Annotated in this window: 19 protein-coding genes; 6 read left to right on the top strand and 13 right to left on the bottom strand. The window is 58.1% G+C overall.

The annotated features are described in order from the left end of the window. Positions 1-60: 60 nt before the first annotated feature. Together GTQ55_RS06945 and GTQ55_RS06940 are read left to right on the top strand one after the other, a co-directional pair. Entirely contained in the window at positions 61-273 is a 213-nt protein-coding gene (locus tag GTQ55_RS06945) for a YnbE family lipoprotein (RefSeq protein WP_161858077.1), read from the top strand. A 97-nt stretch (positions 274-370) separates the two neighbouring features. Then, positions 371-709, top strand: coding sequence for a YdbL family probable chaperone protein (locus GTQ55_RS06940; protein WP_161858076.1), 339 nt, complete (start codon positions 371-373; stop codon positions 707-709). 116 nt (positions 710-825) lie between these two features. On the opposite strand, the gene rpoS is transcribed toward GTQ55_RS06940, so the two are convergent. The 12 genes from rpoS to tilS all read right to left on the bottom strand — a co-directional run bounded on the left by rpoS (position 826) and on the right by tilS (position 13,024). Next, the gene (rpoS, locus tag GTQ55_RS06935; protein WP_161858075.1) at positions 826-1,908 is read right to left on the bottom strand and encodes an RNA polymerase sigma factor RpoS; all 1,083 of its coding nucleotides are present in this window, start codon (positions 1,906-1,908) and stop codon (positions 826-828) included. Positions 1,909-2,150: 242 nt separating this feature from the next. Then, entirely contained in the window at positions 2,151-2,984 is an 834-nt protein-coding gene (locus tag GTQ55_RS06930) for a peptidoglycan DD-metalloendopeptidase family protein (RefSeq protein WP_183946568.1), read from the bottom strand. Positions 2,985-3,193: 209 nt separating this feature from the next. Beyond that, on the bottom strand, positions 3,194-4,144 hold the full coding sequence (locus GTQ55_RS06925; RefSeq protein ID WP_161858074.1) for a DUF368 domain-containing protein: 951 nt from the start codon (positions 4,142-4,144) through the stop codon (positions 3,194-3,196). After that, on the bottom strand, positions 4,144-4,785 hold the full coding sequence (locus tag GTQ55_RS06920; protein ID WP_161860055.1) for a protein-L-isoaspartate(D-aspartate) O-methyltransferase: 642 nt from the start codon (positions 4,783-4,785) through the stop codon (positions 4,144-4,146). Before GTQ55_RS06920 ends, GTQ55_RS06925 begins: the two co-directional genes overlap by 1 nt. A 174-nt stretch (positions 4,786-4,959) precedes the next feature. Continuing rightward, positions 4,960-5,952 (bottom strand): tRNA pseudouridine(13) synthase TruD, encoded by a 993-nt coding sequence (truD, locus tag GTQ55_RS06915; RefSeq protein WP_237567866.1) that lies wholly within the window; start codon positions 5,950-5,952, stop codon positions 4,960-4,962. Next, entirely contained in the window at positions 5,949-6,452 is a 504-nt protein-coding gene (gene ispF, locus GTQ55_RS06910; RefSeq protein WP_161858073.1) for a 2-C-methyl-D-erythritol 2,4-cyclodiphosphate synthase, read from the bottom strand. Before ispF ends, truD begins: the two co-directional genes overlap by 4 nt. After that, a complete protein-coding gene (gene ispD, locus GTQ55_RS06905) occupies positions 6,449-7,198 on the bottom strand; it encodes a 2-C-methyl-D-erythritol 4-phosphate cytidylyltransferase (RefSeq protein ID WP_161858072.1) in 750 nt (249 codons plus the stop codon). The genes ispF and ispD overlap by 4 nt, the downstream gene beginning before the upstream one ends. Next, positions 7,195-7,509, bottom strand: a complete 315-nt coding sequence (locus tag GTQ55_RS06900; RefSeq protein WP_161858071.1) for a septum formation initiator family protein — start codon at positions 7,507-7,509, stop codon at positions 7,195-7,197. Before GTQ55_RS06900 ends, ispD begins: the two co-directional genes overlap by 4 nt. A 96-nt stretch (positions 7,510-7,605) precedes the next feature. Continuing rightward, positions 7,606-8,892 carry a phosphopyruvate hydratase gene (gene eno, locus GTQ55_RS06895; protein ID WP_161858070.1) on the bottom strand — a complete coding sequence of 429 codons (1,287 nt, stop codon included), beginning with the start codon at positions 8,890-8,892 and terminating at the stop codon, positions 7,606-7,608. A 125-nt stretch (positions 8,893-9,017) separates the two neighbouring features. Beyond that, complete coding sequence (gene kdsA / locus GTQ55_RS06890; RefSeq protein ID WP_161858069.1) at positions 9,018-9,863, bottom strand: 3-deoxy-8-phosphooctulonate synthase; 846 nt, start codon at positions 9,861-9,863, stop codon at positions 9,018-9,020. Positions 9,864-9,971: 108 nt separating this feature from the next. Then, positions 9,972-11,600, bottom strand: a complete 1,629-nt coding sequence (locus tag GTQ55_RS06885) for a CTP synthase (RefSeq protein WP_161858068.1) — start codon at positions 11,598-11,600, stop codon at positions 9,972-9,974. A 125-nt stretch (positions 11,601-11,725) separates the two neighbouring features. Beyond that, positions 11,726-13,024, bottom strand: coding sequence for a tRNA lysidine(34) synthetase TilS (tilS, locus tag GTQ55_RS06880; RefSeq protein ID WP_161858067.1), 1,299 nt, complete (start codon positions 13,022-13,024; stop codon positions 11,726-11,728). A gap of 387 nt (positions 13,025-13,411) precedes the next feature. Between tilS and GTQ55_RS06875 the strand changes: the two genes are divergently transcribed. After that, positions 13,412-14,947 carry an endo-1,4-beta-xylanase gene (locus tag GTQ55_RS06875; RefSeq protein WP_161860053.1) on the top strand — a complete coding sequence of 512 codons (1,536 nt, stop codon included), beginning with the start codon at positions 13,412-13,414 and terminating at the stop codon, positions 14,945-14,947. Positions 14,948-14,961: 14 nt separating this feature from the next. Here GTQ55_RS06875 and GTQ55_RS06870 read toward each other — a convergent pair whose 3' ends face one another. Beyond that, positions 14,962-16,134 (bottom strand): helix-turn-helix domain-containing protein, encoded by a 1,173-nt coding sequence (locus GTQ55_RS06870; RefSeq protein ID WP_161858066.1) that lies wholly within the window; start codon positions 16,132-16,134, stop codon positions 14,962-14,964. A gap of 195 nt (positions 16,135-16,329) precedes the next feature. On the opposite strand from GTQ55_RS06870, the gene GTQ55_RS06865 reads away from it, so the two are divergent. The 3 genes from GTQ55_RS06865 to GTQ55_RS06855 all read left to right on the top strand — a co-directional run bounded on the left by GTQ55_RS06865 (position 16,330) and on the right by GTQ55_RS06855 (position 23,930). Next, entirely contained in the window at positions 16,330-18,471 is a 2,142-nt protein-coding gene (locus tag GTQ55_RS06865) for a carbohydrate-binding protein (RefSeq protein WP_161858065.1), read from the top strand. A 275-nt stretch (positions 18,472-18,746) separates the two neighbouring features. Then, positions 18,747-21,464 carry a TonB-dependent receptor gene (locus tag GTQ55_RS06860; protein ID WP_161858064.1) on the top strand — a complete coding sequence of 906 codons (2,718 nt, stop codon included), beginning with the start codon at positions 18,747-18,749 and terminating at the stop codon, positions 21,462-21,464. 150 nt (positions 21,465-21,614) lie between these two features. Continuing rightward, complete coding sequence (locus GTQ55_RS06855; RefSeq protein WP_237567865.1) at positions 21,615-23,930, top strand: glycoside hydrolase family 3 N-terminal domain-containing protein; 2,316 nt, start codon at positions 21,615-21,617, stop codon at positions 23,928-23,930. Positions 23,931-23,949 lie beyond the last annotated feature (19 nt).

Here is a 23,949-nt window from a genome sequence, read left to right as displayed (position 1 = left end):
GGTCAACTGCTTTACAGAGCCCTGGCAATCTGCAATACCTGAGAGAAACGGGAGTATTCAGTGAATCAGACAGGAATCCTCAAGCGCTCGGCACTCAGCCTGCTGCTCGCGCTCGGCGTCACCGTTACCACGGCTTGTACGCCCACAGTAGCGGTCCAGGCACCCAGTGAGCCGATAACCGTCAATCTGAACGTGAAGATTGAGCACGAAATTCGCGTCAAGGTCGACAAGGAACTGGACGATCTGTTTGAAGACAAAGAAGGCATTTTCTGATTCACGATTTCCACAGGGGAACGCAGAGCATGCCTGAACCGGAACACGCAAGCCTCAAACAGCCAAATTGAACGAGACAAGGAAATCGAATACAGCCATGAAATTATCAGCAAAAAAACTCATTGCAGGACTTTTCTCACTCACGCTGCTGATCGCCCTCCCCGCCAGCGCCATTTCGCTGAAAGAGGCGCAAAGCAAGGGAATGGTCGGTGAAGCGAATAGTGGCTATATCGCCGTAGTACAGGAGAGCTCGCCAGAAGTGGACGCGCTGGTGGCAGAGGTCAATGCCAAGCGCAAGCGGGAATATGCGTCCATCGCCAAACGCAATAATATTGATATCAGCCAGGTCGCAGCGCGGGCTGCGGAAAAGCTGGAAGCCCGGCTATCCAAGGGCGAGTACTACCAGGACAACCTCGGGCGCTGGAAGCAGAAGTAAGATAGCAACTAACCCCGGCGCCAAAGAAAAAACCCGCAACACAGGTTGCGGGTTTTAGAGGGGAATGGAAGCCGGTTATCGTTGCAAATTCTCAAACGCCCCGATAACGCATCGGATCAGAGATTGGCAAAGAGCGACATCCCGTCCAGACCTTGGCTCTCCATCACTTCGCGCAGACGCTTGAGTGCATCTACCTGAATCTGACGCACTCGCTCACGCGTCAGTCCAATTTCACGCCCTACTTCTTCCAGCGTGCTGGCCTCGTACCCGCGCAGACCAAAGCGACGGGAAACGACTTCACACTGCTTGTCCGGAAGCTCGCTGAGCCAGCGGTTGATGCTATCGAACAGATCCTTGTCCTGCAGCAATTCTGCCGGATCTGATTCTTGCTGGTCAGGAATGGTATCGACCAGGGTCTTCTCGGACGACGGTCCAATGGGGGTATCAACCGAAGTAACGCGCTCGTTGAGGCCGAGCATCCGCTCTACATCTTCTACCGGTTTTTCTAACAGGTTGGCGATTTCTTCCGCACTGGGTTCGTGATCCAGCTTCTGCGCCAGTTCACGGGATGCGCGCAGATATACATTGAGCTCTTTCACCACATGAATCGGCAGGCGGATGGTGCGCGTCTGGTTCATGATGGCACGTTCGATGGTCTGGCGAATCCACCAGGTCGCGTAGGTTGAGAACCGGAAACCGCGTTCCGGATCAAACTTTTCTACCGCACGAATCAGGCCGAGGTTTCCTTCCTCAATCAGATCCAGCAAAGCCAGGCCACGGCTGACATAACGGCGGGCGATTTTTACAACCAGTCGAAGGTTGCTCTCTATCATGCGCTTACGCGCGGCCGCGTCGCCTCGCAGGGCTTTGCGTGCGTAATAAACTTCTTCTTCTGCGGTCAGAAGTGGAGAAAAACCGATTTCGTTGAGATAAAGCTGGGTAGCGTCGAGATTTTTTTGCCCGTGGGCATCATCCAGTTTTCGGATGGGGGTTTTCTGGGAGGTTGTTTTGGGTGTTTCTTTCGAGGCTGCCTTTGAAGGGCTCGTTTTGTGAGAGATAGTTTCGGAGCTTTTTTTTGCCGTTTTGCTCCGACCACGGCTTTTCTTGGTTTCTGCTATGGGTCCGTCCCGATCCACTGGCTCGGGAGAAAGATCTGCTCTGGCGTTGAGCTCCAGGTGATCATGTCGTTGTGCTTCCATTTCCCCAACTCCTTGTACTTTGCCTGTATCAGCCGCTTTGACAGTTCGCGATCGCTGAATCGGTCGCTGTCATATGCGACAGTCTCCGTTCCCGGCACCTCACCTCGCTGGTGAGTTGTGTCACTGCAGGGCAGTTACTGCCGATCCCGGTGACTACCTCAAGTGGTTATAAATAAAAGTCCTTTTTTATTGCACAACAGCATTAACACAGGCAGGAGTTTGCTCCGACGAGGTAAAGTTGACTATGGCAGATAGCCCATAGGGTCTACCGGCTGACCATTCCGACGAATTTCAAAGTGGAGCATATCGCGGTCGGTACCACTCGAACCCAGATCCGCTATCCGTTGCCCCGCTTTCACCTTCGCGCCCTCCCCGACAAGTAACTTGTGGTTGTGGGCATAAGCACTGAGGAACTCCTCGCTGTGCTTGATGATCAAAAGCTTACCGTAACCTCTCAGTGCGCTTCCGGCGTAAATCACTGTGCCATCCGCTGCTGCCTGAACAGATTCCCCCTTTTTCCCGGCGATATCAACACCCTTTCGCAATGGGTTATTCGCCTGGAAGCGGGAGATCACCCTGCCCTTAGCAGGCCACCGCCAATTTATGTCCGTTTTGTTACTGACCGTTTTTGACCTCTTGCTAGCAGGCTTTGGTAAAGATTTGATAGCAGGCGCGGGTCTACTTGAGGGTACCCGACCGGGTTTAACCGGCGTCACTGGAGCCGTTGTTACCGCCTGTACAGGTGCCCTGCCCGCAAGCTGGAGACGCTGACCGGGAAAGATCCTGTAGGGTGAGGGGATTCCATTAATTGATGCTAACTCTTTGAAATCCTTACCATATCTCCAAGCTATCGAGTACAGCGTTTCCCCCCTGCTCACCGTATGGTGCTTGATTCTCTGGCTCGGTGGTTGCTGTAGGGAGGAGGTTGGGGCCAGGTTGCTGGCGCAACCACCGGCCGCAATGATCAGAACAAAAACGCTAAATATTTTTAACAGGCATAACCCAAGCTGGCGGAGAAAACACCCAGAGACACGGATTACAGCGGTGTTTTTATGTAGAATTTTACGCCGTTTCATTATTCTCTTTTTACATCAAAGGTATGCATTTATGGAAAAAGTGTCTAAAGAAAAGTGCTGATTTTCCCCTTGCCGGCGGCCAAAAAAACTGGCGCTTCCAGTCCCCTTGGTAGAAAGCTTTTCTCAACGACTTGAGTCAGTTCAGACCTGTAAGTCACCCGACAATTCCCCACGAGATAATGCACACAAAGACTGTGAGCATTCTCCCGCTAACCTTGTGCGACATTTCCCACATGGCGCCAGTGAAACCATTCAATGGCGAGCACCAGCAACACCGCGACCACGGATGCCATCGTAGCGCCAACGATATAGGAAGGCTCGCCGGAGACTGCGGAAAATTCACCGGGAAATACGTTGGACATCATCGGGGCCAGTTTCTCAGTCGAGCCAATCGCTTCGCCGACCGCCAGCTTCCACGGCCAAACGATTTTCAGGCTGCCGAGCAGAATACCAACCAGAAAGGAAAGGGTGACCGATGGGAACCGGTGCATCAGCCAGGAAAGCAGGCGACTGAACAACAGCAGCCCGGTCACTGCACCGGCACCAAACCAGGTGAGCGCACTCAATTGAAACTGATGCACCGCGGCGATGACCTGCGGGTAAATGCCGATCATCAGCAAGATGAATGAGCCGGAAATCCCCGGCAGTATCATGGCGCAAATAGCCAGGGCTCCGGAGAAAAACAGCGTGTAGGGGGTGGCGGCAATTTCCGTTGGCCGCATTTCACTGACCAGCACCGCCAGTAACCCACCAAGCAGCAGCGCCAGCCAGCACTGCCAGGACCAACGCGGTATCCGCCGGACAATAGGCACCACAGAAGCCAGGATCAGTCCGAAAAAGAACCCCCAGACCACAATGGGGTAATGCTCCAGCAAATAGCTGATCAGCCTGGCAAGGCTGAATATACTGGTGAGGATGCCGGAAAACAGCGCCAGCAGGAAGGTGCCATTAATCTGGCGCCAGGCCACCGCCACCCCCTCTTTAAACAGCGTGGAGACCGTGTGTGGCCCTATCCGGCTGAGGGAGTCCAGTAACTCCTGGTAGATACCGGTAATGAATGCGATGGTGCCTCCGGAAACTCCGGGTACCACGTCTGCCGCCCCCATGGCCAGGCCGCGAGCGGCCACACCCAGATAGCGGCTTTGCCACAGACTCGCCATCAACGCACCACTCCGCTCAGCAGCGGAACAAAGCGCACGGGCTCGGCCTTCTCGACATCAAATCGGGTCCCGTCTTCGCTGCGGGTGACGATCGTCAGGTACTGCCTGTCACTGCCTACCGGTATCACCAGCACGCCACCAGGAGCCAGCTGTTCACGCAACTCATCGGGGACACTGGCGGGTGCCGCGGCGCACAAGATCGCATCGAAAGGCGCCTGCTCCGGCCAGCCAAATCCGCCATTGCTGAGACGCATCTCTACATTGTAAATACCCAGTTCGCGCATACGCTGGCGGGCCTTGATCAAAAGCGGCTCAACCCGCTCGACCGAGTACAGTTTTTCCACCAGGCGAGCAAGAATCGCAGTCTGGTAACCAGAACCAGCACCAACTTCCAGCACCCGCGCACGGGAGCGCGCCCTGCTTACCAGGAGTTCCGTCATGCGCGCGACGATATAGGGTTGGGAGATTGTCTGGCCGTAACCGATCGGTAGCGCGGTATCCTCATAGGCGCGAATCGCCAGCGCCTCGTCGAGGAACAGGTGGCGAGGTGTCGACGCCATAACGTCCAGCACCTCTTCGCTACTGATACCTTCTTCACGCAATCGCTGAATCAGGCGGTTGCGGGTGCGCTGGGAAGTCATTCCCAGGCCTTCATGTCTAAATCGATCCATAAGGATGCACAGTCTCCCTGCAAGACATCGCCGGCTGCCACTTTCCGTTCCGGTGAGCCAATGGAGCACCCCGGGGAGGTGCACATCGTCACCCGGCGATTCACCGGGGTCACAATTGTGCCACCGGTCACATTTTGTTGTCGTTTATTTTATTGCGCTAGTGGACACATTGGCCAGCTCGGCCACTTCCCGTAGTACCGCCGTGGCAAAGGTACCCGGCGGTAAGGCGAACGATAGCGTAAGGTCCTCGCCCTCCCAATCCGCCTGGAAGCCCTGCGGCTTAAGTACCAGCATGCGCCGCTCCTGACTGAGGCCGCAGTGTTCCAGCCAGTCACGCCAGTCCTTCCACGGTGCCATAGCGGCCTCTTCCAGAGCCAACTGCGCATCGGCGGCCGGGTTGCGCCCTCGCCCCCACAGCGGCCCACTGCCAGAGTCCTCCGGCTCCCCTTCCAGTATCTGCTGCCAGTTGCCTTGCGACACACGGCTGGCAAGGACCTGGTTGAACAGCCAGCTGCGTGCCGCGGACATGGCAAAGGCTTTCTGATTGCGAGGAGTTCGGCGGCGCTTGCCAGATTCCTGCTCCCCAGCAAGTTGATTTACCAAATCCAGGTTACCGCCGCCAAGCCCGAAACGCTGCTCGCCAAAATAATTCGGTACCCCCTCCGGGACCCGACGCAACACGCCCTCGGCCGCATCGCGATCACCACTGACGTTGCGCAGGCGGATCTGAAAGCGGTTACCCAGGTGCTCGCCGCGACGCAGCTTTCGCGGACCGCGAAAGTGCTGCAAAACGGTAATTTCATCACTGTCCAACTGGCGCCATTGCGGCTCCGGCTTTTGCGCCAGCCACACGCTGAACCACTGGGTGGTGACCGCGTGGCGATCCTTAAGCCCGAAATAGCCGACATCCCTACTCTGCACACCCGCAAGTTGCGCCAGCTGCTGAGCCACATAAGCGGTGTTGGCGCCCCGCTTTTTAATCTGCAGGAGCACATGCTCTCCCTCACCGGGTTCCGGTGCAGCGAGCTCGTCCACCACAAAATCTTCCGGAACGGACCGGAAGTCTGCCCGGATGGCTGCGCCACCAAGAGCACGCGGCCAGTCGAGGTCCCAGGGCTGAATATTCTGTTCGGTCACGAAATGCTTCCTGACGGTTTGTCGGCCTGTTCCAGCAGTACCACAGCCTGTGCAGCGATCCCTTCCTTGCGCCCGGTAAACCCGAGCTTTTCACTGGTGGTGGCCTTTACACTGACGTCGCCGGCACTGACCCGACAATCTGCCGCTATATGTTCCCGCATGGCGTCAATGTGCGGCGCCATTTTCGGGGCCTGCGCGATGAGCGTGGTGTCGGCATTGACCACTCGGTAGCCACGCTGGTGTATCAGGCCAACAACGTGGCGCAACAATTCACGGCTATCGGCACCGGAATAGTTGTCGTCAGTATCCGGAAAATGCTTGCCAATATCGCCCAACGCCAGCGCGCCGAGTAGTGCGTCGGCCAGTGCGTGCAACAGAACGTCGCCGTCGGAGTGCGCGACGAGGCCACGCTCGAAGGGGATACGAACGCCGCCAAGAACGACGTGGTCGCCGGGACCGAAGGCGTGCACATCAATGCCCTGGCCGATTCTGAAACTCATGATTCTGTTCCTGACTGAATTTGTTCGAGCGCCTGGCGATGTTGCAACAGTGCCTCCGCCAGCATCAGGTCGGCGGGATGGGTAATCTTGAAGTTGCTGCGGCAGGCGGAAACCAGCTCGGGAGCATGCCCCGCCAATTCCAGCGCGCTGGCTTCATCGGTAATGGATTCCGGGCACTGCTCCAGCCCGCGTTGCAGCGCCCGCCGCAACAGCTGCAGGGGCGCTTTCTGCGGAGTCTGGGCGAGCCAGATCTGCTGCCGTGGGAGGGTCTGGTTGACCAGCGTTTTCCCGTTACTGCACCGGGATTGCTTGATGGTGTCGCTGGCGGGCTGGGCCAGCAGGGCGATGGCACTGGCGTTAAGGAGACTTTGTATATCGCTGCGACTGACCAGCGGACGAGCAGCGTCGTGGACGAGAACGCTCGTCTCGGGATCTGCCAGCTGGCTGAGGTAGTCGAGGGCGGCGAGGACAGAGTCTGCCCGCTCGGCGCCGCCGGTGACACGATGAACTCTTGGGTCCTGTGCGGCAGTGAGGGCTTCAAACTCCTGGTCGTCAGCCGCGATGGCGACAACGATGCCGGCAAGGCCAGGCCACTGCAGAATGTTATCCAGGGTGTGGGCGATCAGGGGAGTGCCGGCGAGTGGCAGGTACTGCTTGGGTTTGTCCGCGCCCATACGCTTGCCGGATCCGGCGGCGGGGACGATGACCCAGTAGGCGTTTTCAATCGGGTTGGGTGGGCCACTCATTGCTTTTCCCGCGGTGACTGCCCAGGCGCTTTACGCTTGTCCTGATCGAGAAAAATAAACAGGGTTTCGCCTTCTTTGATAAGGCCTAGGTCGTAGCGGGCTTTGGCCTCGACACCGTCGGTGCCTTCTTTGAGGCTGCGGACTTCCCGCAGTAGCTGACGGTTTTCCCGCTCGAGTGCAGCATTCTTTTGCTGCTGTTCGCCGAGCTGGCGCTCAAGGCGTGTCACTTCCGCAAAGCTGCCTTCCCCCACCCACAATCGGTATTGGGTCATCAGCAACAGTACGCTCAGGATTACCAGCAGCCATTTCATTCTTGTGTTCTCTTCTGGCTATAGTGGTCCGATTGTTTCGGATCTCGTGGCGGCTCCGCCGCCACGAGATTTAGCCAGTTTACCGGGCTTCAGTTCTTACTTGAACTCGGCAATGCCGCGGTAAGGCGCCTTGCCCTCCAGCTCGGCTTCGATGCGCAGCAGGCGATTGTACTTGGCTACGCGGTCAGAGCGGCACAGGGATCCGGTCTTGATCTGGCCAGCAGCGGTGGCAACGGCCAGGTCGGCAATGGTGGTGTCTTCGGTCTCACCGGAGCGGTGGGAGATGACAGCCGTAAAGCCGGCGTCTTTGGCCATTTTGATCGCGTCCAGCGTTTCGGACAGAGAGCCGATCTGGTTGAACTTGATCAGGATGGAGTTACCAACGCCCTTTTCGATGCCCTCTTTGAGGATCTTGGTGTTGGTGACAAACAGGTCGTCGCCCACCAACTGGACTTTCTTGCCAATTTTGTCCGTGAGGATTTTCCAGCCGTCCCAGTCGCTCTCGTCCATGCCGTCTTCGATGGAGATGATCGGGTAGTTTTCGGACAGTTCCTGCAGGTAGGAAGCAAAGCCTTCGCTGTCGAATTCCTTACCTTCGCCAGACAGGTTGTACTTGCCGTCTTTGTAGAATTCGGAGGAGGCGCAGTCGAGGGCCAGGGTGATGTCGTCGCCCAGTTTGTAGCCTGCGGCTTCTACTGCTTCGGCGATCACTTTCAGGGCACCTTCGTTGGACGGCAGGTTCGGCGCAAAGCCACCTTCATCACCAACCGCGGTGTTGAGGCCCTGGGCGGACAGGACTTTTTTCAGGGCGTGGAAGATCTCAGCACCCTGACGCAGCGCTTCAGCGAAGGTTTTCGCTTTCACCGGCTGGATCATGAATTCCTGGATGTCGACGTTGTTGTCCGCGTGCTCACCACCGTTAATGATATTCATCATCGGTACCGGCAGGGTGTACTCGCCAGCGGTGCCGTTGATTTCGGCAATGTGCTGGTACAGCGGGACGCCCTTGGAAATAGCTGCGGCTTTGGCGGCAGCCAGGGACACGGCCAGGATGGCGTTGGCGCCCAGTTTGGATTTGTTCTCAGTGCCATCGGCATCGATCATGGCCTGGTCGAGGGCACGCTGATCGGTTGCATCCATACCTACCAGCAGCTTGGCGATTTCACCGTTAATGTTCTCTACGGCTTTCAGTACGCCTTTGCCCAGGTAACGGCTTTTGTCGCCGTCGCGCAGCTCGAGGGCTTCGCGCGAGCCGGTGGAAGCGCCAGACGGTGCGCAGGCAGAACCTACCGCGCCGCACTCGAGAATAACATCGGCGTTAACGGTGGGGTTACCGCGCGAATCCAGTACTTCAAAAGCTTTAACAGCAACAATCTTGCTCATTGTTTTAACGGGCTCCTTGTTAGTCGGAAAAAATCGTCTTCTGTGAGGTTTGGAGTTGGTGGCGGCTTTGTACGCGCCACTCGTTTTAGTTATTGGGTTTTACTATCCCTTTATTTGCGGCCCCTTTACTTGGTATCAAGCGGCTCAAAGCCTTTCACCAGGTCATCCACCGCCTTCATTTGCGCGAGGAAGGGTTCCAGCTTCTCCAGCGGCAGTGCGCTGGGACCGTCACACAGGGCTTTTTCGGGATTGGGATGGGCTTCCAGGAACAGGCCGGCAATGCCGATGGCAAGCCCGGCGCGACCGAGTTCGGTCACCTGACCACGGCGGCCACCGGAGGCGGCACCGCCCGGGGCGCGCATCTGCAGCGAGTGGGTAACGTCGAAGATCAGCGGCGCACCGCCGGAAGCGTCGATCATGGTGCGGAAGCCGAGCATGTCGACCACCAGGTTATCGTAACCGAAGCAGGCACCGCGCTCGCACAGGATGATTTTTTCGTTCCCACCCTCGGCGAACTTTTCCACCACATTCTTTACCTGTGGCGGACTCATGAATTGCGGCTTTTTCACGTTGATCACCGCACCGGTTGCCGCCATCGCGGCGACCAGGTCGGTCTGGCGGGCAAGGAATGCCGGCAGCTGGATAACGTCAACCACTTCCGCTACCGGAGCGGCCTGATGCGGCTCGTGCACATCGGTAATCAGCGGCACGCCGAAGGTCTTTTTGATTTCCTCAAAAATCTTCAGACCCTCCTCCATACCGGGACCGCGGTAGGAGTGGATGGAAGAGCGGTTGGCCTTGTCGAAGGACGCCTTGAATACGTAGGGGATACCCAACTTGTCTGTCACGTTGACATAGTGCTCGGCCACTTTCATGGCCATATCACGGGACTCCAGAACGTTCATACCGCCGAACAGGGTGAACGGCCTATCGTTGGCGACCTGCAGGCTGCCGACTTCAATGCTTTTCATTTTTCTCTTCCTGAGCCAGATAAACTCTGGTCATCGCTGTCTATTATTTCACGCGCGCACAGAGTAGCGAGCAGGCCGCGGCCCGTTCGCTACTCCGCTCGCATATAGTTACCCTTGTTTGTGCTTCAGCGCTGCGGCAACAAAACTCTCGAACAGCGGGTGACCATCACGCGGCGTGGAAGTGAATTCCGGGTGGAACTGACAGGCCAGGAACCAGTCGTGCTCTGGCAGCTCGACCATTTCCACCAGCGTGTCATCCGCCGACCAGCCGCCAATTTTCAGGCCGGCTTTCTGCAGGCGATCAACATAATTGTTGTTCACTTCGTAGCGGTGACGGTGGCGCTCGACAATCACGTCTTTGCCGTAAATTTCCCGGGCTTTGGAATCTTTGGCCAGGCGACATTCCTGACCACCGAGACGCATGGTGCCGCCGAGATCCGACTTCTCATCACGCTTCTCGACCTTGCCTTCACTGTCTATCCACTCGGTAATCAGGCCGATTACCGGGTGCGGAGACTTGGTATCAAACTCGGTGCTGTTGGCACCCTCAAGACCCAGTACGTTGCGCGCATATTCAATCACAACGGATTGCAGGCCGAGACAGATACCCAGGAAAGGCACATTGTTTTCGCGGGCATAGCGCACCGACTCCAGCTTGCCTTCCAGGCCGCGCTCGCCGAAACCACCCGGTACGAGTATTGCGTCAGCGTCTTTGATCAGATCGAGGCCATTCTCGCCTTCCACGTCTTCCGCGTTGATGAAATCAATATTCACCTTGACCCGGTTTTTGATACCAGCATGTACCAAAGACTCAATCAGGGATTTGTACGCATCCAACAGCTCCATGTACTTGCCGACCATGGCAATCTTGACTTCGTGCTGCGGATTCAGCTTGCCGTCAACCACGGCGTCCCATTCGGACAGGTCCGGGGCATCGCATTCCAGCTGCAGTTTTTCCACCACGATTTCGTCGAGACCATATTCATGCAACATGCGCGGCACGCCGTAAATGGTCTTGGCATCGGGCAGCGGAACCACCGCGCGCTCTTCCACATTGGTGAACAGGGCGATCTTGCGGCGCGAGTCGTCGTCGATGGCGCGCTCGGAGCGACACAGCAGGATATCCGGCTGCAGGCCAATGGAGCGCAGCTCTTTTACCGAGTGCTGGGTAGGTTTGGTCTTGGTTTCACCGGCGGTGGCAATGTAAGGCACATAGCTCAGGTGCATCAGCAGGGCGCGGTGCGCGCCCATCTCTACGCGCAGCTGGCGCACGGATTCCAGGAACGGCTGGGATTCGATATCACCCACCGTACCGCCGATCTCGACGATGGCGACATCCACGTCGCGGCCGCCTTCGATCACGCGGCGCTTGATCTCGTCGGTGATGTGCGGGATCACCTGCACGGTGCCGCCCAGGTAATCGCCGCGGCGCTCTTTGCGCAGCACGGTTTCGTATACCCGGCCGGTGGTGAAGTTGTTGCGCTTGGACATGCGCGTGCGGATGAATCGCTCGTAGTGGCCCAGATCCAGATCGGTCTCGGCGCCATCTTCGGTCACGTAGACCTCGCCGTGCTGGAACGGGCTCATGGTACCCGGGTCAACGTTGATATAAGGGTCAAGCTTCAGGATGGTGACCTTGAGGCCACGGGCTTCAAGAATGGCAGCCAGAGAAGCGGAAGCGATACCTTTCCCCAATGAGGAAACCACGCCGCCAGTGACAAAAATATAGCGCGTCATGCAAAACCTTGGTCAGTTGAATGCCCGACGAGTTCGGGCGTGCGGGACTGGCTCTGGGGGCGCGATCTCGCGCAACCCGATGCCTTTGAGATGGGACGCCAGACTACCAGAAAGCCGGATTCCGCTCAATCTAAAAACCGCCAATTTGGCGGTTCGGGTGGGCCCCCGGTGGTGACGAAGAGGTCCCCAACCGCCACCAGCTGGTCTCCCCGATACACCAGCGGCACTCTGCCGCGCAGCCAGGGCTCCAACGCGTATTCCTGCAGCAGCTTTTTCAGCGTCTGGGAACGGTCGCGACCTGACGGCTGCGCACGCTCGCCTCCAACCCGGTAACGGATAATATAGTCTGCCTCCGGCCACGCACTTGCCGGCGACAGCGTCCAGCCACCGGGGAGTACCAGATTGCCAACACCATTCCATCTCCACACCGGCTCCTCTTCCGCCGACTCGGCATCAGGCGCTAATTGTGGTGTGAGATAGAGCCGATCACGATAGCGGCGCATCACCAGGCCGCCCACTGAAACGGCTGGCTGTGCATCTGCCGCTGCACTGGACTGGGCCAGGGCTTGGGTCAGCTGCGCGGACTCCGGCATCTCGCCTCCGCAGGCACCAATCCAACCCCGCAACAGGTTTTTTTGCCGCGCAACGGACAGTGCACGAAAATCATCCAGGCCAATGCTTTCGCCAAACCGCTCTTTGCGCTCCCCGCAGGCTCGGCGATCCTCCCCTGCAAGCGCCTCGAGCATATCCGCCGATTCCCGCAGGTTTTCCACCGCCCGTGACACCCGGTTTACCACTGGCCAGCGTGCCGCCAGCGATGGCAGGACCTGACTGCGAATGTAGTTTCGGTCTAGTGACAGGTCGGCATTGCTGTCGTCCTCAATCCAATCTAACCCATGCGCTTTCGCATAGCGCTCCAGATCGGCGCGCGCAGTCCCTAATAAAGGACGCAGTACGGTCTTGCCCTCGCCGAGCCCCCGGCACTCTTCCATCCCCGCCAGGCCGCGCGGACCCGCGCCGCGCATCAGGCGCAGGAGCAGTGTCTCGACCTGGTCGTCTCCGTGGTGCGCCAGCAGAATCTGATCGCCCGGCGCCATGGCCTCCGCAAACGCCTGGTAGCGAGCCTCGCGCGCCCCCTGCTCGAGACCGCCAGCGCGGGAATCCACAGTTACCTGCACTGTCTGGAAAGGCACCCCCAGCCGACTTGCCAGGGCCTGGCAATGGGCCTGCCAGCTGTCGGCCCGAGCACTCAACCCATGATGGATATGCAGTGCCTTTACTGGTAAGCCGGCGCTCACCACCAGGTGCAACAACACACTGGAATCCAGCCCCCCGGAAAAACCGAGCCATAGACATTCCCTCGATGGGTGCCTCAACAGGGCTGTGCGCAGTGTTTCGGTCAGGTTTGATGAGAGGTCAGACATACGAGGGCCGAGAGTTCAGGGGCGTTATCCAAAGTTTTATCCGCGGAAGATACCTGGGGACGGAGTATACCGCGCCTGCCGATGTAGACGGCTGCGACAGTTTGGGAAATCCGGTCACACCCTACTCCAAAGACCGCTCACAGATTTCCCCATTTGCCGTTCGACGCGGTTGCCGGGAGCCCCAACGGCGATAATATGCCATTAATAGTCAATATGACTATTAATGGCATATCTGACACACCAATGTTCCAACAAAAAGCAGTCCGCTGGAACAGCGGCGCGGAGATGCCGCTTTTCCAATAACGCGAAGACAGAGAGATAATAATGAAAACTTTTACCAACCTGGCCCTGTCGGCCAGGGCGAGGCGAGTACGCCTCGCCAGTCTTATGGCCATTACACTGTTCGGCGGCGGCGCCAAGGGCGCCCTTGCCGCCTGCGAGTACACGCTGGAGAACAGCTGGGGCTCCGGCTTCGTTGCCAGCGTGCACGTCACCAATGACTCGACGCAGAGCGTCGACAACTGGCAGGTACAGTGGCAGTACAGTGGCGACAACCGCATTGTGCATCACTGGAGTGCTGAACTCAGCGGTAGCAACCCCTATACCGCCAGTAATGCTGCATGGAATGGCACCCTGCAACCGGGCCAGACCGCGGTGTTTGGTTTCCAGGGCACCGCCAATGGCAACGTCGAGATCCCACAGGTCACCGGCAGCCTGTGTGACGGCGGCTCCTCTTCCGGTGGCTCCTCAAGCTCCAGCAGCTCATCCTCAAGCAGCTCCTCGTCGAGCAGTTCATCCTCAAGTAGCTCATCCAGCGGATCATCTTCCAGCTCCGGCAGCTCATCGAGCAGCAGCTCTTCTGGCAGTTCGTCTGGCAGTTCTTCCGGCGGTTCAGCCGAGCATCTGTACAGCCTGGCGTCTTTCCCTGTCGGGGTCGCCGTATCGGCGGGCAATGAAAACCGGAGCTTCCTGAGCATCGCTGAAAAGCAAAGCTCAATTGCCCAGCACTTTAATCAGCTCACCGCTGGCAACATCATGAAGATGAGCTATCTGCACCCCCAGGAGAATACCTATGATTTCGCCAATGCGGATCAGATGGTCAACTGGGCAGAAACCAATGGCCTCGGGGTGCACGGACATACCTTTATCTGGCACTCGGACTACCAGATACCCTCGTGGATGAACAGCTACAGCGGCGACTTCGAGAGCATGATGGATGACCATGTCACCACCATTGCCGAGCATTTCGCCGGGCGGGTGGAAAGCTGGGATGTAGTGAATGAGGCCATCGACGAGAACCAGTCCAACTGCTACCGCAACTCCCTGTTCTACCAGCGCCTCGGCAGCAGCTATATCGCCAACGCCTTCCGCGCGGCGGACGCGGCAGACCCGCAGGCCGACCTCTACTACAACGACTATGACACCGAGGGTGGTAACAGCAACAAGCTGAACTGCCTGCTGCAAATCGTGGATGACCTGCAGGCAAACAATGTGCCCATCGACGGCGTCGGCTTCCAGATGCATGTGCAGATCGACTGGCCCTCAACCTCGCAGATGCGCAGCGCCTTCCAGGCCATCGTGGACCGCGGGCTGAAGGTGAAAATCACCGAACTGGATGTACCGGTGAACAACCCCTACGCCTCCACCCCCTTCCCGCAGTACACCAGCTACACCCCGGAAGTGGCCGCGCTGCAAAAGGCCCGCTACAAGTCCATCGTGGAAACGTACATGGATGTGGTTCCACCGCAGCAACGTGGCGGGATTTCCGTGTGGGGGCTATGGGATGGCGACAGCTGGCTGCTCGATTTCGACAACCGCCAGGGTGTGGACGACTGGCCGCTGCTGTTCGGTGGTCCGGCCAATGGCCCTTACGAAGAGAAGGCAGCCTTTGACGGCGTAGCCGAGGCTCTGCTGGGGCAGTAACCTCAGCTCTGCTACTACGCTGTTTCAGGAATGGCGTCTGCCCTGCGGTACTGGGAGGGCGTCATTCCCGCCGCTTTCTTGAAGAAGGTATTGAACACCGACTTACTATTGAAGCCTACCTCCAGATAAATATCGGTAATTGTCTTCCCTTCCGCTTCGACGCTGCGCAACAGGCGCATCGCCTCTTCAATCCGGTAGCGGTTGATGAACTCATAAAAGTTCACTTGAAAGTGCCGGTTGATCATCATCGACAGGTCACGGGTGGGGATTCCCAGGCTATCGGCAAGGACATCGATGGTGACATCCGGCTGCAGATACCACTTGCCCGCACGCATCTTGCGATCGATCTCTTCCGCCAATGCGGGATTGCACACCTGCTCACTGGCGATCTTGCGCGCCTTCTCCGGCGCCCGCACCGACTCGAAACTGGCAAAGTAACGCACGCCGGTAAATACCAGCAGGTTCACCAACATGAACACCGTGTAATAACCGGTAAGTCCGATTTTCTCGAACACACCCAGATCGTAGTGCTGATACAGGCTAAACATCTTGGCAATACTCAGCACCACTTCCATCAGCATCACTAGCATAAATCCGGCAACCAGGAACTTGATCCACGCCACATCCACCTTTTCCACGTTGGAGTGGGTACTTTTCAGGCGGTGGGTGTAATTCACGATCAATAGCAGCGACCACAGGCAATAGGCCACCCGCAGCCCTTTGCACAGGAATTCCACCAGCACGTAATGCCAGCCGTAGACCAGGCTTTCGCTGTTGATCAATTCCAGACGCTGTTCAAGTGGCAGTCGGAAGAACACCGCGCTCATATAGACAAGCGCAAATACAAACGGCAGCAGGTGCACGCCGTCTCTCGGGCGCAACTTGAAGTCGCGGAAGATCAGGGACTTCACACAGAAGAACAGCAGCATCCCATCCAGGTAATAAGCAAAGCCACCGAGGAAATACACTTGTGGCAGCATCTCCCGCACCTTGAACTTGAACTCCGCACCCCACAGCACCAGCTCGTGTACCGGAATAAACGCATGGGCGAACAGAAAGGCCGCGAGAAAGTAGGTGCTCGGCTGTCTTTTGGTATTTGTCGCTAACAGCAGCGCCGCAAAGAACAGGCATTGCATCGCCGTCATCAACAGCACGACATCGTGGAAGTTAAACAGGACCTGATTCATTTTTATGTTTTTTTGTAGGTATTACTTCAGACACAGGCAAGTTCGAATGCCCCCGGTTAGTCGAACGGGTTCGACTTTGCACAGACCATTTTTTTGACGCCGTTCGAACGACATTTCAGTGTATGGCCGCTTAGGGTGCGACTGGCGATTCAGTCGCCAGTCATTCTCAACATCAAACGCATAATAAAGGAAAGCATGATGAGATATAACACCCTGCGCGGGCTGGGCAGTCTATTGACGCTGCTCGTGTTTCTGTCCCCACTATCCTCCGTGGAAAAGGCCCAGGCCCAGTATCTGCACACCGACGGTACCGAAATCGTCGATGGCAATGGTGACCCGGTCCAACTCAACGGTATCAACCTCGGCAACTGGCTGCTGTGGGAGGGCTACCTGATGATGGGGGACTTCAACTACCGCACCCATACCCAGTTCCTCAACAGCCTCGCGGATACCTTCGGCAGCATGGCACAGGCGAAGGAGTTCGAGCACCAGTGGCGGCTGAACTATGTGACCGAGCGGGAGATCGCCGACCTGAAAAGTCTCGGCTTTAATACGGTACGGGTGCCTTTCCACTACAACCTGTTCTGGGAGAACGGCCAGCTGTCCGATCATGGCTTTCAGTATTTTGACCGGCTGATCGACTACTGCCGTACCCATGGCGTCTACGTATTGCTGGATATGCACGCGGCCCCTGGTTACCAGAACCCCGGCGACCACAGTGATAACGTCGATTCCAACGCCGGCCAGCCCCGGGACTCGGTCAAGTTCTGGGACGGCAACAACGTCCAGATCGCCAGCCAGGTGTGGCGCCATATCGCCGATCGCTACAAAAACGAGCCGGTAATCTGGGGCTACGATCTGATCAACGAACCCGTGCCACAGGCAGGGCGAGAATATGAGCTGCTGCCCTCACTGATCGCCATGCGCAACGCCATTCGCGAGGTCGACAACAACCACGCAATTATCGCCGAGGGTAGCTGGTGGGCGTCAGACATGCAGAAGATCGACTGGACTGACAGCGATACCCAGACCAATACCGGCATCAGCGCGCGCTGGGACCACAACCTCGTGTACCAGACCCACCACTATGTGTTCGGCAACGCCGGATGGATCGCCGACCTCTACCCGCGCGCGGACCGCACCAATGCCATGGGTGTGCCGCTGATCCTTGGCGAGTATGGGGAAGACAACAACGACATTATCCGCCAGCTCACGGACTGGTCCACGGGCAACATCGCCGGCCAGTTCCCCTGGTCGTTCAAAAAGATGAGTCACGACCGCACCCTGTGGACCATCGCACCCAACAGCATCTACAGCCAGGTGGTGAACTATATCAACCACGGCGGTACCCCGCCGGCCAATGCCTACGCCGGCATGATCGACTTCGCCAAGAACAACATCGGTAACGGCGCCAGTAATGTGAGCTGGCATCAGGGCTTCTACGATGCGATCAAAACCAGCGGTGGCAATACCCCGCCGCCACAGACGGGCTGTGATAGTGCCAACTCACAGGTGGCTGGTCGTATCGAAGGGGAAAGCTACTGCGCCATGTCCGGCATCCAACTGGAGGACACCAGCGACAACGGCGGTGGCCAGAATGTAGGCTGGACCGATTCCGGCGACTGGATGGAGTACCGGGTCGACGTACCAGCAAGCGGTGAATACACGCTTACCTACCGCATCGCCAGCACCGCCAACACGGGTGAGATCCGCTTCCAGAGCGACGGCGCTACCCTGGCCACTACCAGTCTGCCCAATACCGGCGGCTGGCAGAGCTGGCAGTCCATCAATACCTCGCTCAACCTGAGCGCGGGCAACCAGATTCTGCGGCTGGAAGTGGCCGGCCCCGGCTTCAACCTCAACTGGTTTGAACTGGAGATGCGCACTGAAGAACCGGTCGATCCGAATGAGCCAACGACAGGTGACATTGCCAATGGCGAATACCAGATTCGCAACCTGGCCAGCGGCCTGCTGCTCGGGGTAGTAGACAACTCCACCAGCAATGGCGGCAATGTCATTCAGGGCGGCAGCCAGTCCTGGCAGGTTACCGTATTGGCAGATGGCACCTACCGGCTGGAGAACAGTTACAGCGGCCTCGCTCTGGATGTGCAGGATGTCTCTAACAGCAACGGTGCCAATATCCAGCAGTGGGAGTACGGCGGCGGCGACAACCAGCACTGGATCATTGAACCGGTGAACGGCAGCCAGTTCCGCATTCTTTCCGTACTGAGCGGCAAGTCGCTGGATGTGCAGGACGGCTCCACCAGTGCCGGCGGCAACATCCAGCAGTGGAGCTACCACGGTGGCGACAACCAGCTATGGCTGTTTGAAAACTAACCAGCAGGGGTTTTAGTCACCCCCATGCGGGTCGCCGGAGGCACTTCGGCGGCCCTTCTTTCCGCATCCGACCCGCCACCGAAGAGTCACCTAACCTATTGATTTACAATAATTTACCTGCCGTTCGACTGCGCGTAGGATAGTCGAACGCGAAAAAAACCATAAATTTGCGTTCGAATAACTGCATCCGGACGCCGCCGCCAGACACAATTGGCAAATTTCCTCTGTCGCCAAACAGGGCGGCTGAAAACAATAAGCACATGAGAGGAATACCGATGAAGAGATTACACAAGCCTCTGGCGCTCTCCATTGCGCTGGTGAACTCCGGTTGGGCACTGGCCCAGGAAGCCCCTGAAGATTCGCAAGACACCAACTACCTTGCGACCAATGCACTGGAAGAAGTCACCGTTACCGCCACCAAGCGCGAAACCAACCTGATGGAAACCCCGATTTCCATCACCGCCTTCAGCCAGGAAAAACTCGACCGCGAAGGCCTGACCAACATCAAGGACATGGCACAGATGGTGCCCAACATGGAAATCTCCATGGACTCCTCGCAGACGGCGCCGGTGGTGGCCATGCGCGGCGTGCGCTCCACCAACATCACCGAACTCGGCGATCCTTCAGTAGGCCTGCACCTGGACGGCATCTACTCGCCGCGGCCCCAGGGCGCCATGGCACTGATGTTTGACGTGGAGCGGGTGGAAGCCATGCGCGGCCCCCAGGGCACCCTGTTCGGGCGCAACTCCACCGTGGGCAACGTGAATATCATTTCCAAGCGCCCGGACTTCAACGAGTTCGACGCATCCATCGGCATTGAGGCCGGCCGCTGGAACCACCAGCAGACCCGCGGCATGATCAATATCCCGGTGAGTGAAACCCTCGCCCTGCGCGCTTCCTTTATGCAGGAAACCCGCGATTCCTACCTCAATGGCTACTACGACCCCAACCAGTGGGACGTGCGTTATCTGCCGGAAGAAATTCAGAATGCTCCGGTCTACACCGGCGCCGATGAAGACCGCAGCCTGCGCCAGCGCGAGCGCTGGGGTGACGGCGAAGTGCAGGAACTGGTCAAGGCCGACCCATCGGATTTCTATAACAACTCCGACCAGTACGCCTTCCGCGTGAGCGCCCTGTGGGAACCTTCTGAAGCACTCTCCTGGATGCTGGCCTACGAACAGTTCCAGGACAACAGCGCCGGCGGTGCCGATACCCTCAACTGTGACATGGCAGCCAAGCGCATTCGCAAAGATGGCGACGGCAACTATCTCGACGCCGACGGCAACATCTCCGCCGTCCCGGTACCCGGGCAGTTGGGCTGTGAAAGTGTTTACGGCCCTGGCGCCGACGACTTCACTGTCAACGTCAGCGTGCCCGGCTTCCTCGATCTCAGTATCGACTCGGTGCGCTCCAACCTGAGCTGGGATCTGTCTGACGAGATCGCCCTGGTGTACAACGCGGGCTGGGCGGAACAGGTGCGCTCGCAGCACTCCGACCAGGATCGTGGTATCACCGGCTGGGATATGTCGATCTTCTTCCGCGATGCCACCTTCACTTCCCAGTCTCACGAGGTGCAGCTGCAGTCCACCGGCTCCGGCCCGCTGCAGTGGATCGCCGGCGCCTTCTATTTTGAAGAAGACAACAACATGCAGGGTGGCTGGATCAACAGCGGCCAGAACGCGGACTACTGGAACCAGCCCGCGCGCACGCTTAAATCCCAGGCCTTCTTCACCCAGGGCACCTATGCGGTTACCGACCAGCTCAACCTGACCCTCGGTGCGCGCTACACCGAAGACACCAAGCAGGATGTGGGCGGCCACAACATGACCTGCAATGGCGACACCATTAACCCGCAGACCGGCGAACGCTGCTTCCCGGCATGGGATCGCGATGCGTTCAACCAGTTGCCGACAGACTACTTCGACGATTCCTCCATCTACACCATCGTCAGCAACAACCAGACCAAAGGCAGCTGGGACTTCACCAACTACCGGGTGGGCCTGGATTACATCGTCAATGACGACCTGATGGTGTTCGGCTACGTGGCCAACGGCTTCAAGTCCGGCGGTATCGGCGATGTGTTTGTGGAATACGAGCAGGATCCCCTCACCGCGGAATATCCCCTGGACGGCAACGGCGATCGCATCGTCAAGCAGCGCCACCAGAACACTTATGATCCAGAGGTGGTCACTACTTACGAGCTGGGTACCAAAGGCACCTTCTTTGATGGCAGCCTGAACCTGATGGCCACCCTCTTCTACAGCGACTATGAGGATATGCAGGCGGCCTCCGCCAAGGGCATCTTCCCCTACTATGTGGAAGAGCGGGATGAACAGACCGGTGAGCTGACTGGTGAAATCACCACTGAAACCCAGACCGTGTTCCAGACCGCCAATATTGGCAATGCCGCCATCAAGGGGCTGGAGGTCGAGTTTGACTGGGCGCCCATTGAGAATGGCCGCTTTGACGGTTACCTCACCTGGCTCGACACGGAAATCACCAGTGACTTCATTTACCACTGGGATTTTGCGGCTACCGACCTGTTTGAAGTGGACCACGGTGCGGCCACCAATCCCGACAACGATGCCATGAAGGTCAATCTAAAGGGTAACGAACTGGCCGCTTCGCCGAAGCTCAGCGCCAAGCTGAACTACACCCATACCTTCCGCTTCAACAACGGCTTCGCGATTATTCCTCACCTCAGCTACTACTGGCGTGACAAGTCGTACCACTCCTTCCAGAACGTGGATAAACACTACGACGTGTTCGCCACGGAAACCCCCGACGCCTTCAGCGATGTGCGCCCGGCATTCCACAGTGTGAACAGCACCCTGAAACTGGAAGCACCGGACAATCAGTGGAACGTGGAGGCCTTCGTCTACAACCTCACCGACCAGAAGGAAACCTACTGGGCCGGTGGTGGCGATGGCGTCATCAAGGGCCCGGTTTCCATGCCGCGCTTCTACGGCATCCGCGGCAACTACAACTTTTAATTCGTTGCCGGACTAACCCAAAAACGATCGTCATCTTCGCTTGTCTCATGCCCCCACCGCGCTCGGTTGGGGGCCTTTTTTCCCTGCGCCTCGTTATGCGTTCAGGTGCACAAGCGAGCCGATCGTCAGTAGTACACGAGAGTGATTACCATGAAAAAGCATCCAATCTGTATTGGCGTTATGGCCGGGCTTCTATCGCTCGCGGTCAATCTGCCACTTCACGCCGCCAATGAAACTGCTGCATCCGTCTCACTGCAGCAACAGGACACGATAGAAACCCGAATCCAAAACCTGCTCGCGCAGATGTCGACCCGGGAAAAAATTGGCCAGCTGGCGTTACGCGACTGGGGCACATTCCAGGCCGCGGATATGAAGGCCATCAAGCAGGCCGTGCGCGAGGGGCGTGTGGGTGGTTTCCTGAACGTGAACTTCAGCTCCGTCGACAAAAATGCCTTTGAGGAGCTGCAGCGCATCGCGGTAGAAGAAAGCCCGCTCGGTATCCCGCTGCTGTTTGGCCAGGATGTGATTCATGGCTACGAAACCATCTTTCCGATCCCCCTTGGCCAGGCCGCCAGCTGGAACCCGGACCTGATCCGTCAGGGCGCACGCGTCGCCGCCCAGGAGGCCAGCGCCGACGGTATCCGCTGGACGTTCGCGCCGATGATCGATATCAGCCGCGACCCGCGCTGGGGCCGCATCGCCGAGACTCTGGGCGAAGACCCGTATCTCACCTCCACCCTGGGCGTCGCCATGGTCGAGGGCTTCCAGACCGACAACCTCGCCGACCCCACCAGTCTCGCCGCCTGTGGTAAACACTTCGCCGGCTACGGCGCCGCCGAAGGCGGGCGCGATTACAACAGCGCCTATATTCCCGAGCGCCTGCTGCGCGATATCTACCTGCCGCCGTTCAAGGCCGGAATCGACGCTGGCATGCAGAGCATCATGAGCACCTACAGTACCCTCAACGATGTGCCAGGCACCGGCAGCCCGTTCCTGTTCAAACAGATCCTGCGGGACGAGTGGGGCTTCGACGGTTTCGTGGTGAGCGACTGGAACGCGGTGATGGAAATGATTCCCCACGGATTCGCCCGCGACGCCAAGCACGCGGCCACCCTCGCCGCCAACGCCGGCATCGATATGGAAATGCATACCGATACCTACGACCAGTACTTGCCGCAGCTGATGGACGAGGGCAAATTCTCCGAGGCCCAGCTGGATACTGCGGTGGCGAATATTCTGCGGGTAAAACTGCGTCTGGATCTGTGGAACCACCCCTACCCCCGCGCCAAATCCGAAGCCGAGCGCGAGCAGATCATCCGCAACGACCAGTTCCTGAACGCTGCCAAAGAGGCCGCCAAGGAAACCTTTGTGCTGCTGAAAAATGACCGGCAACTGCTGCCCCTGAAGAAAGACCAGACCGTTGCCGTCATCGGCCCGCTGGCGGAAGCCGCCCACGACCAGCTCGGCACCTGGATTTACAACGGTGACAAAAAACACTCCCGCACGCTGTTGCCGGCACTGCGCGAAATGGTCGGCGACCAGGGCAAGATTATTTTCGCCGAAGGCCTGACATACAGCCGCGATACCAGCACCGATGGCTTCAAAGCCGCGCTAAAAGCGGCGAAAAAAGCCGATGTAATTCTGTACGTGGGCGGCGAAGAAGCCATTCTTTCCGGTGAAGGGCACAGCCGTGGCGACATCCGCTTGCCCGGCGCCCAGGCTGAGCTGATTGCGGCGCTATCAAAAACCGACAAGCCTCTGGCGATGGTGCTGCTGGCTGGCCGCCCGCTGCAGCTGGACAAGACCCTGCAACAGGCGGACGCGGTGATGATGGCCTGGCACCCCGGTACCATGGCGGGGCCGGCACTGGCCGAGGTGCTGTACGGCGAGACCTCGCCCTCCGGGCGCCTGCCGCTGTCGTGGCCGGTGGGCGCAGGTCAAATCCCGATCTACTACAACCATCTCGCCACCGGCCGCCCCGCTACGGACGACAACTACACGCGCATCGACAAGATCGGGCGCGAAGTATTTCAGCACCAGCCGGGCAACTCCTCCAACCAGCTGGACTACGGCCACAAACCGCAGTTTCCGTTCGGTTACGGCCTGACCTACAGCCAGTTCGAGTACCGCGACCTGGTGCTCAGCAACACCAATCTGGACGGCAATGGCCAGCTGACCATCTCCGCCACCATCGCCAATACCGGCAAGGCGACCGCCACCGAAACCGCACAGCTGTATGTGCGCGACCTGGTGGGCAGTGTGTCGCGGCCAGTGCGCGAACTGAAAGGCTTCGAACGTGTCACCCTCGCCCCCGGTGAATCCCGCAGGGTGAACTTCACCCTGAATGCCGACCAATTGGCGTTCCACAATGCGCAGATGCAGGCGGTGGTCGAACCCGGCGAGTACCGCGTATGGATAGCCCCCGACGCGGCGTCCGGTCTCGAGGGTGTATTTACCTTGCACTGACCCAAATTTCGAAAAAATC

This window comes from Microbulbifer hydrolyticus (genome assembly GCF_009931115.1).
Classification (GTDB): domain Bacteria; phylum Pseudomonadota; class Gammaproteobacteria; order Pseudomonadales; family Cellvibrionaceae; genus Microbulbifer; species Microbulbifer hydrolyticus.
The sequence above is the reverse complement of the archived record's forward strand: the minus strand, read 5'-3'. Positions and strand labels throughout refer to the sequence as shown.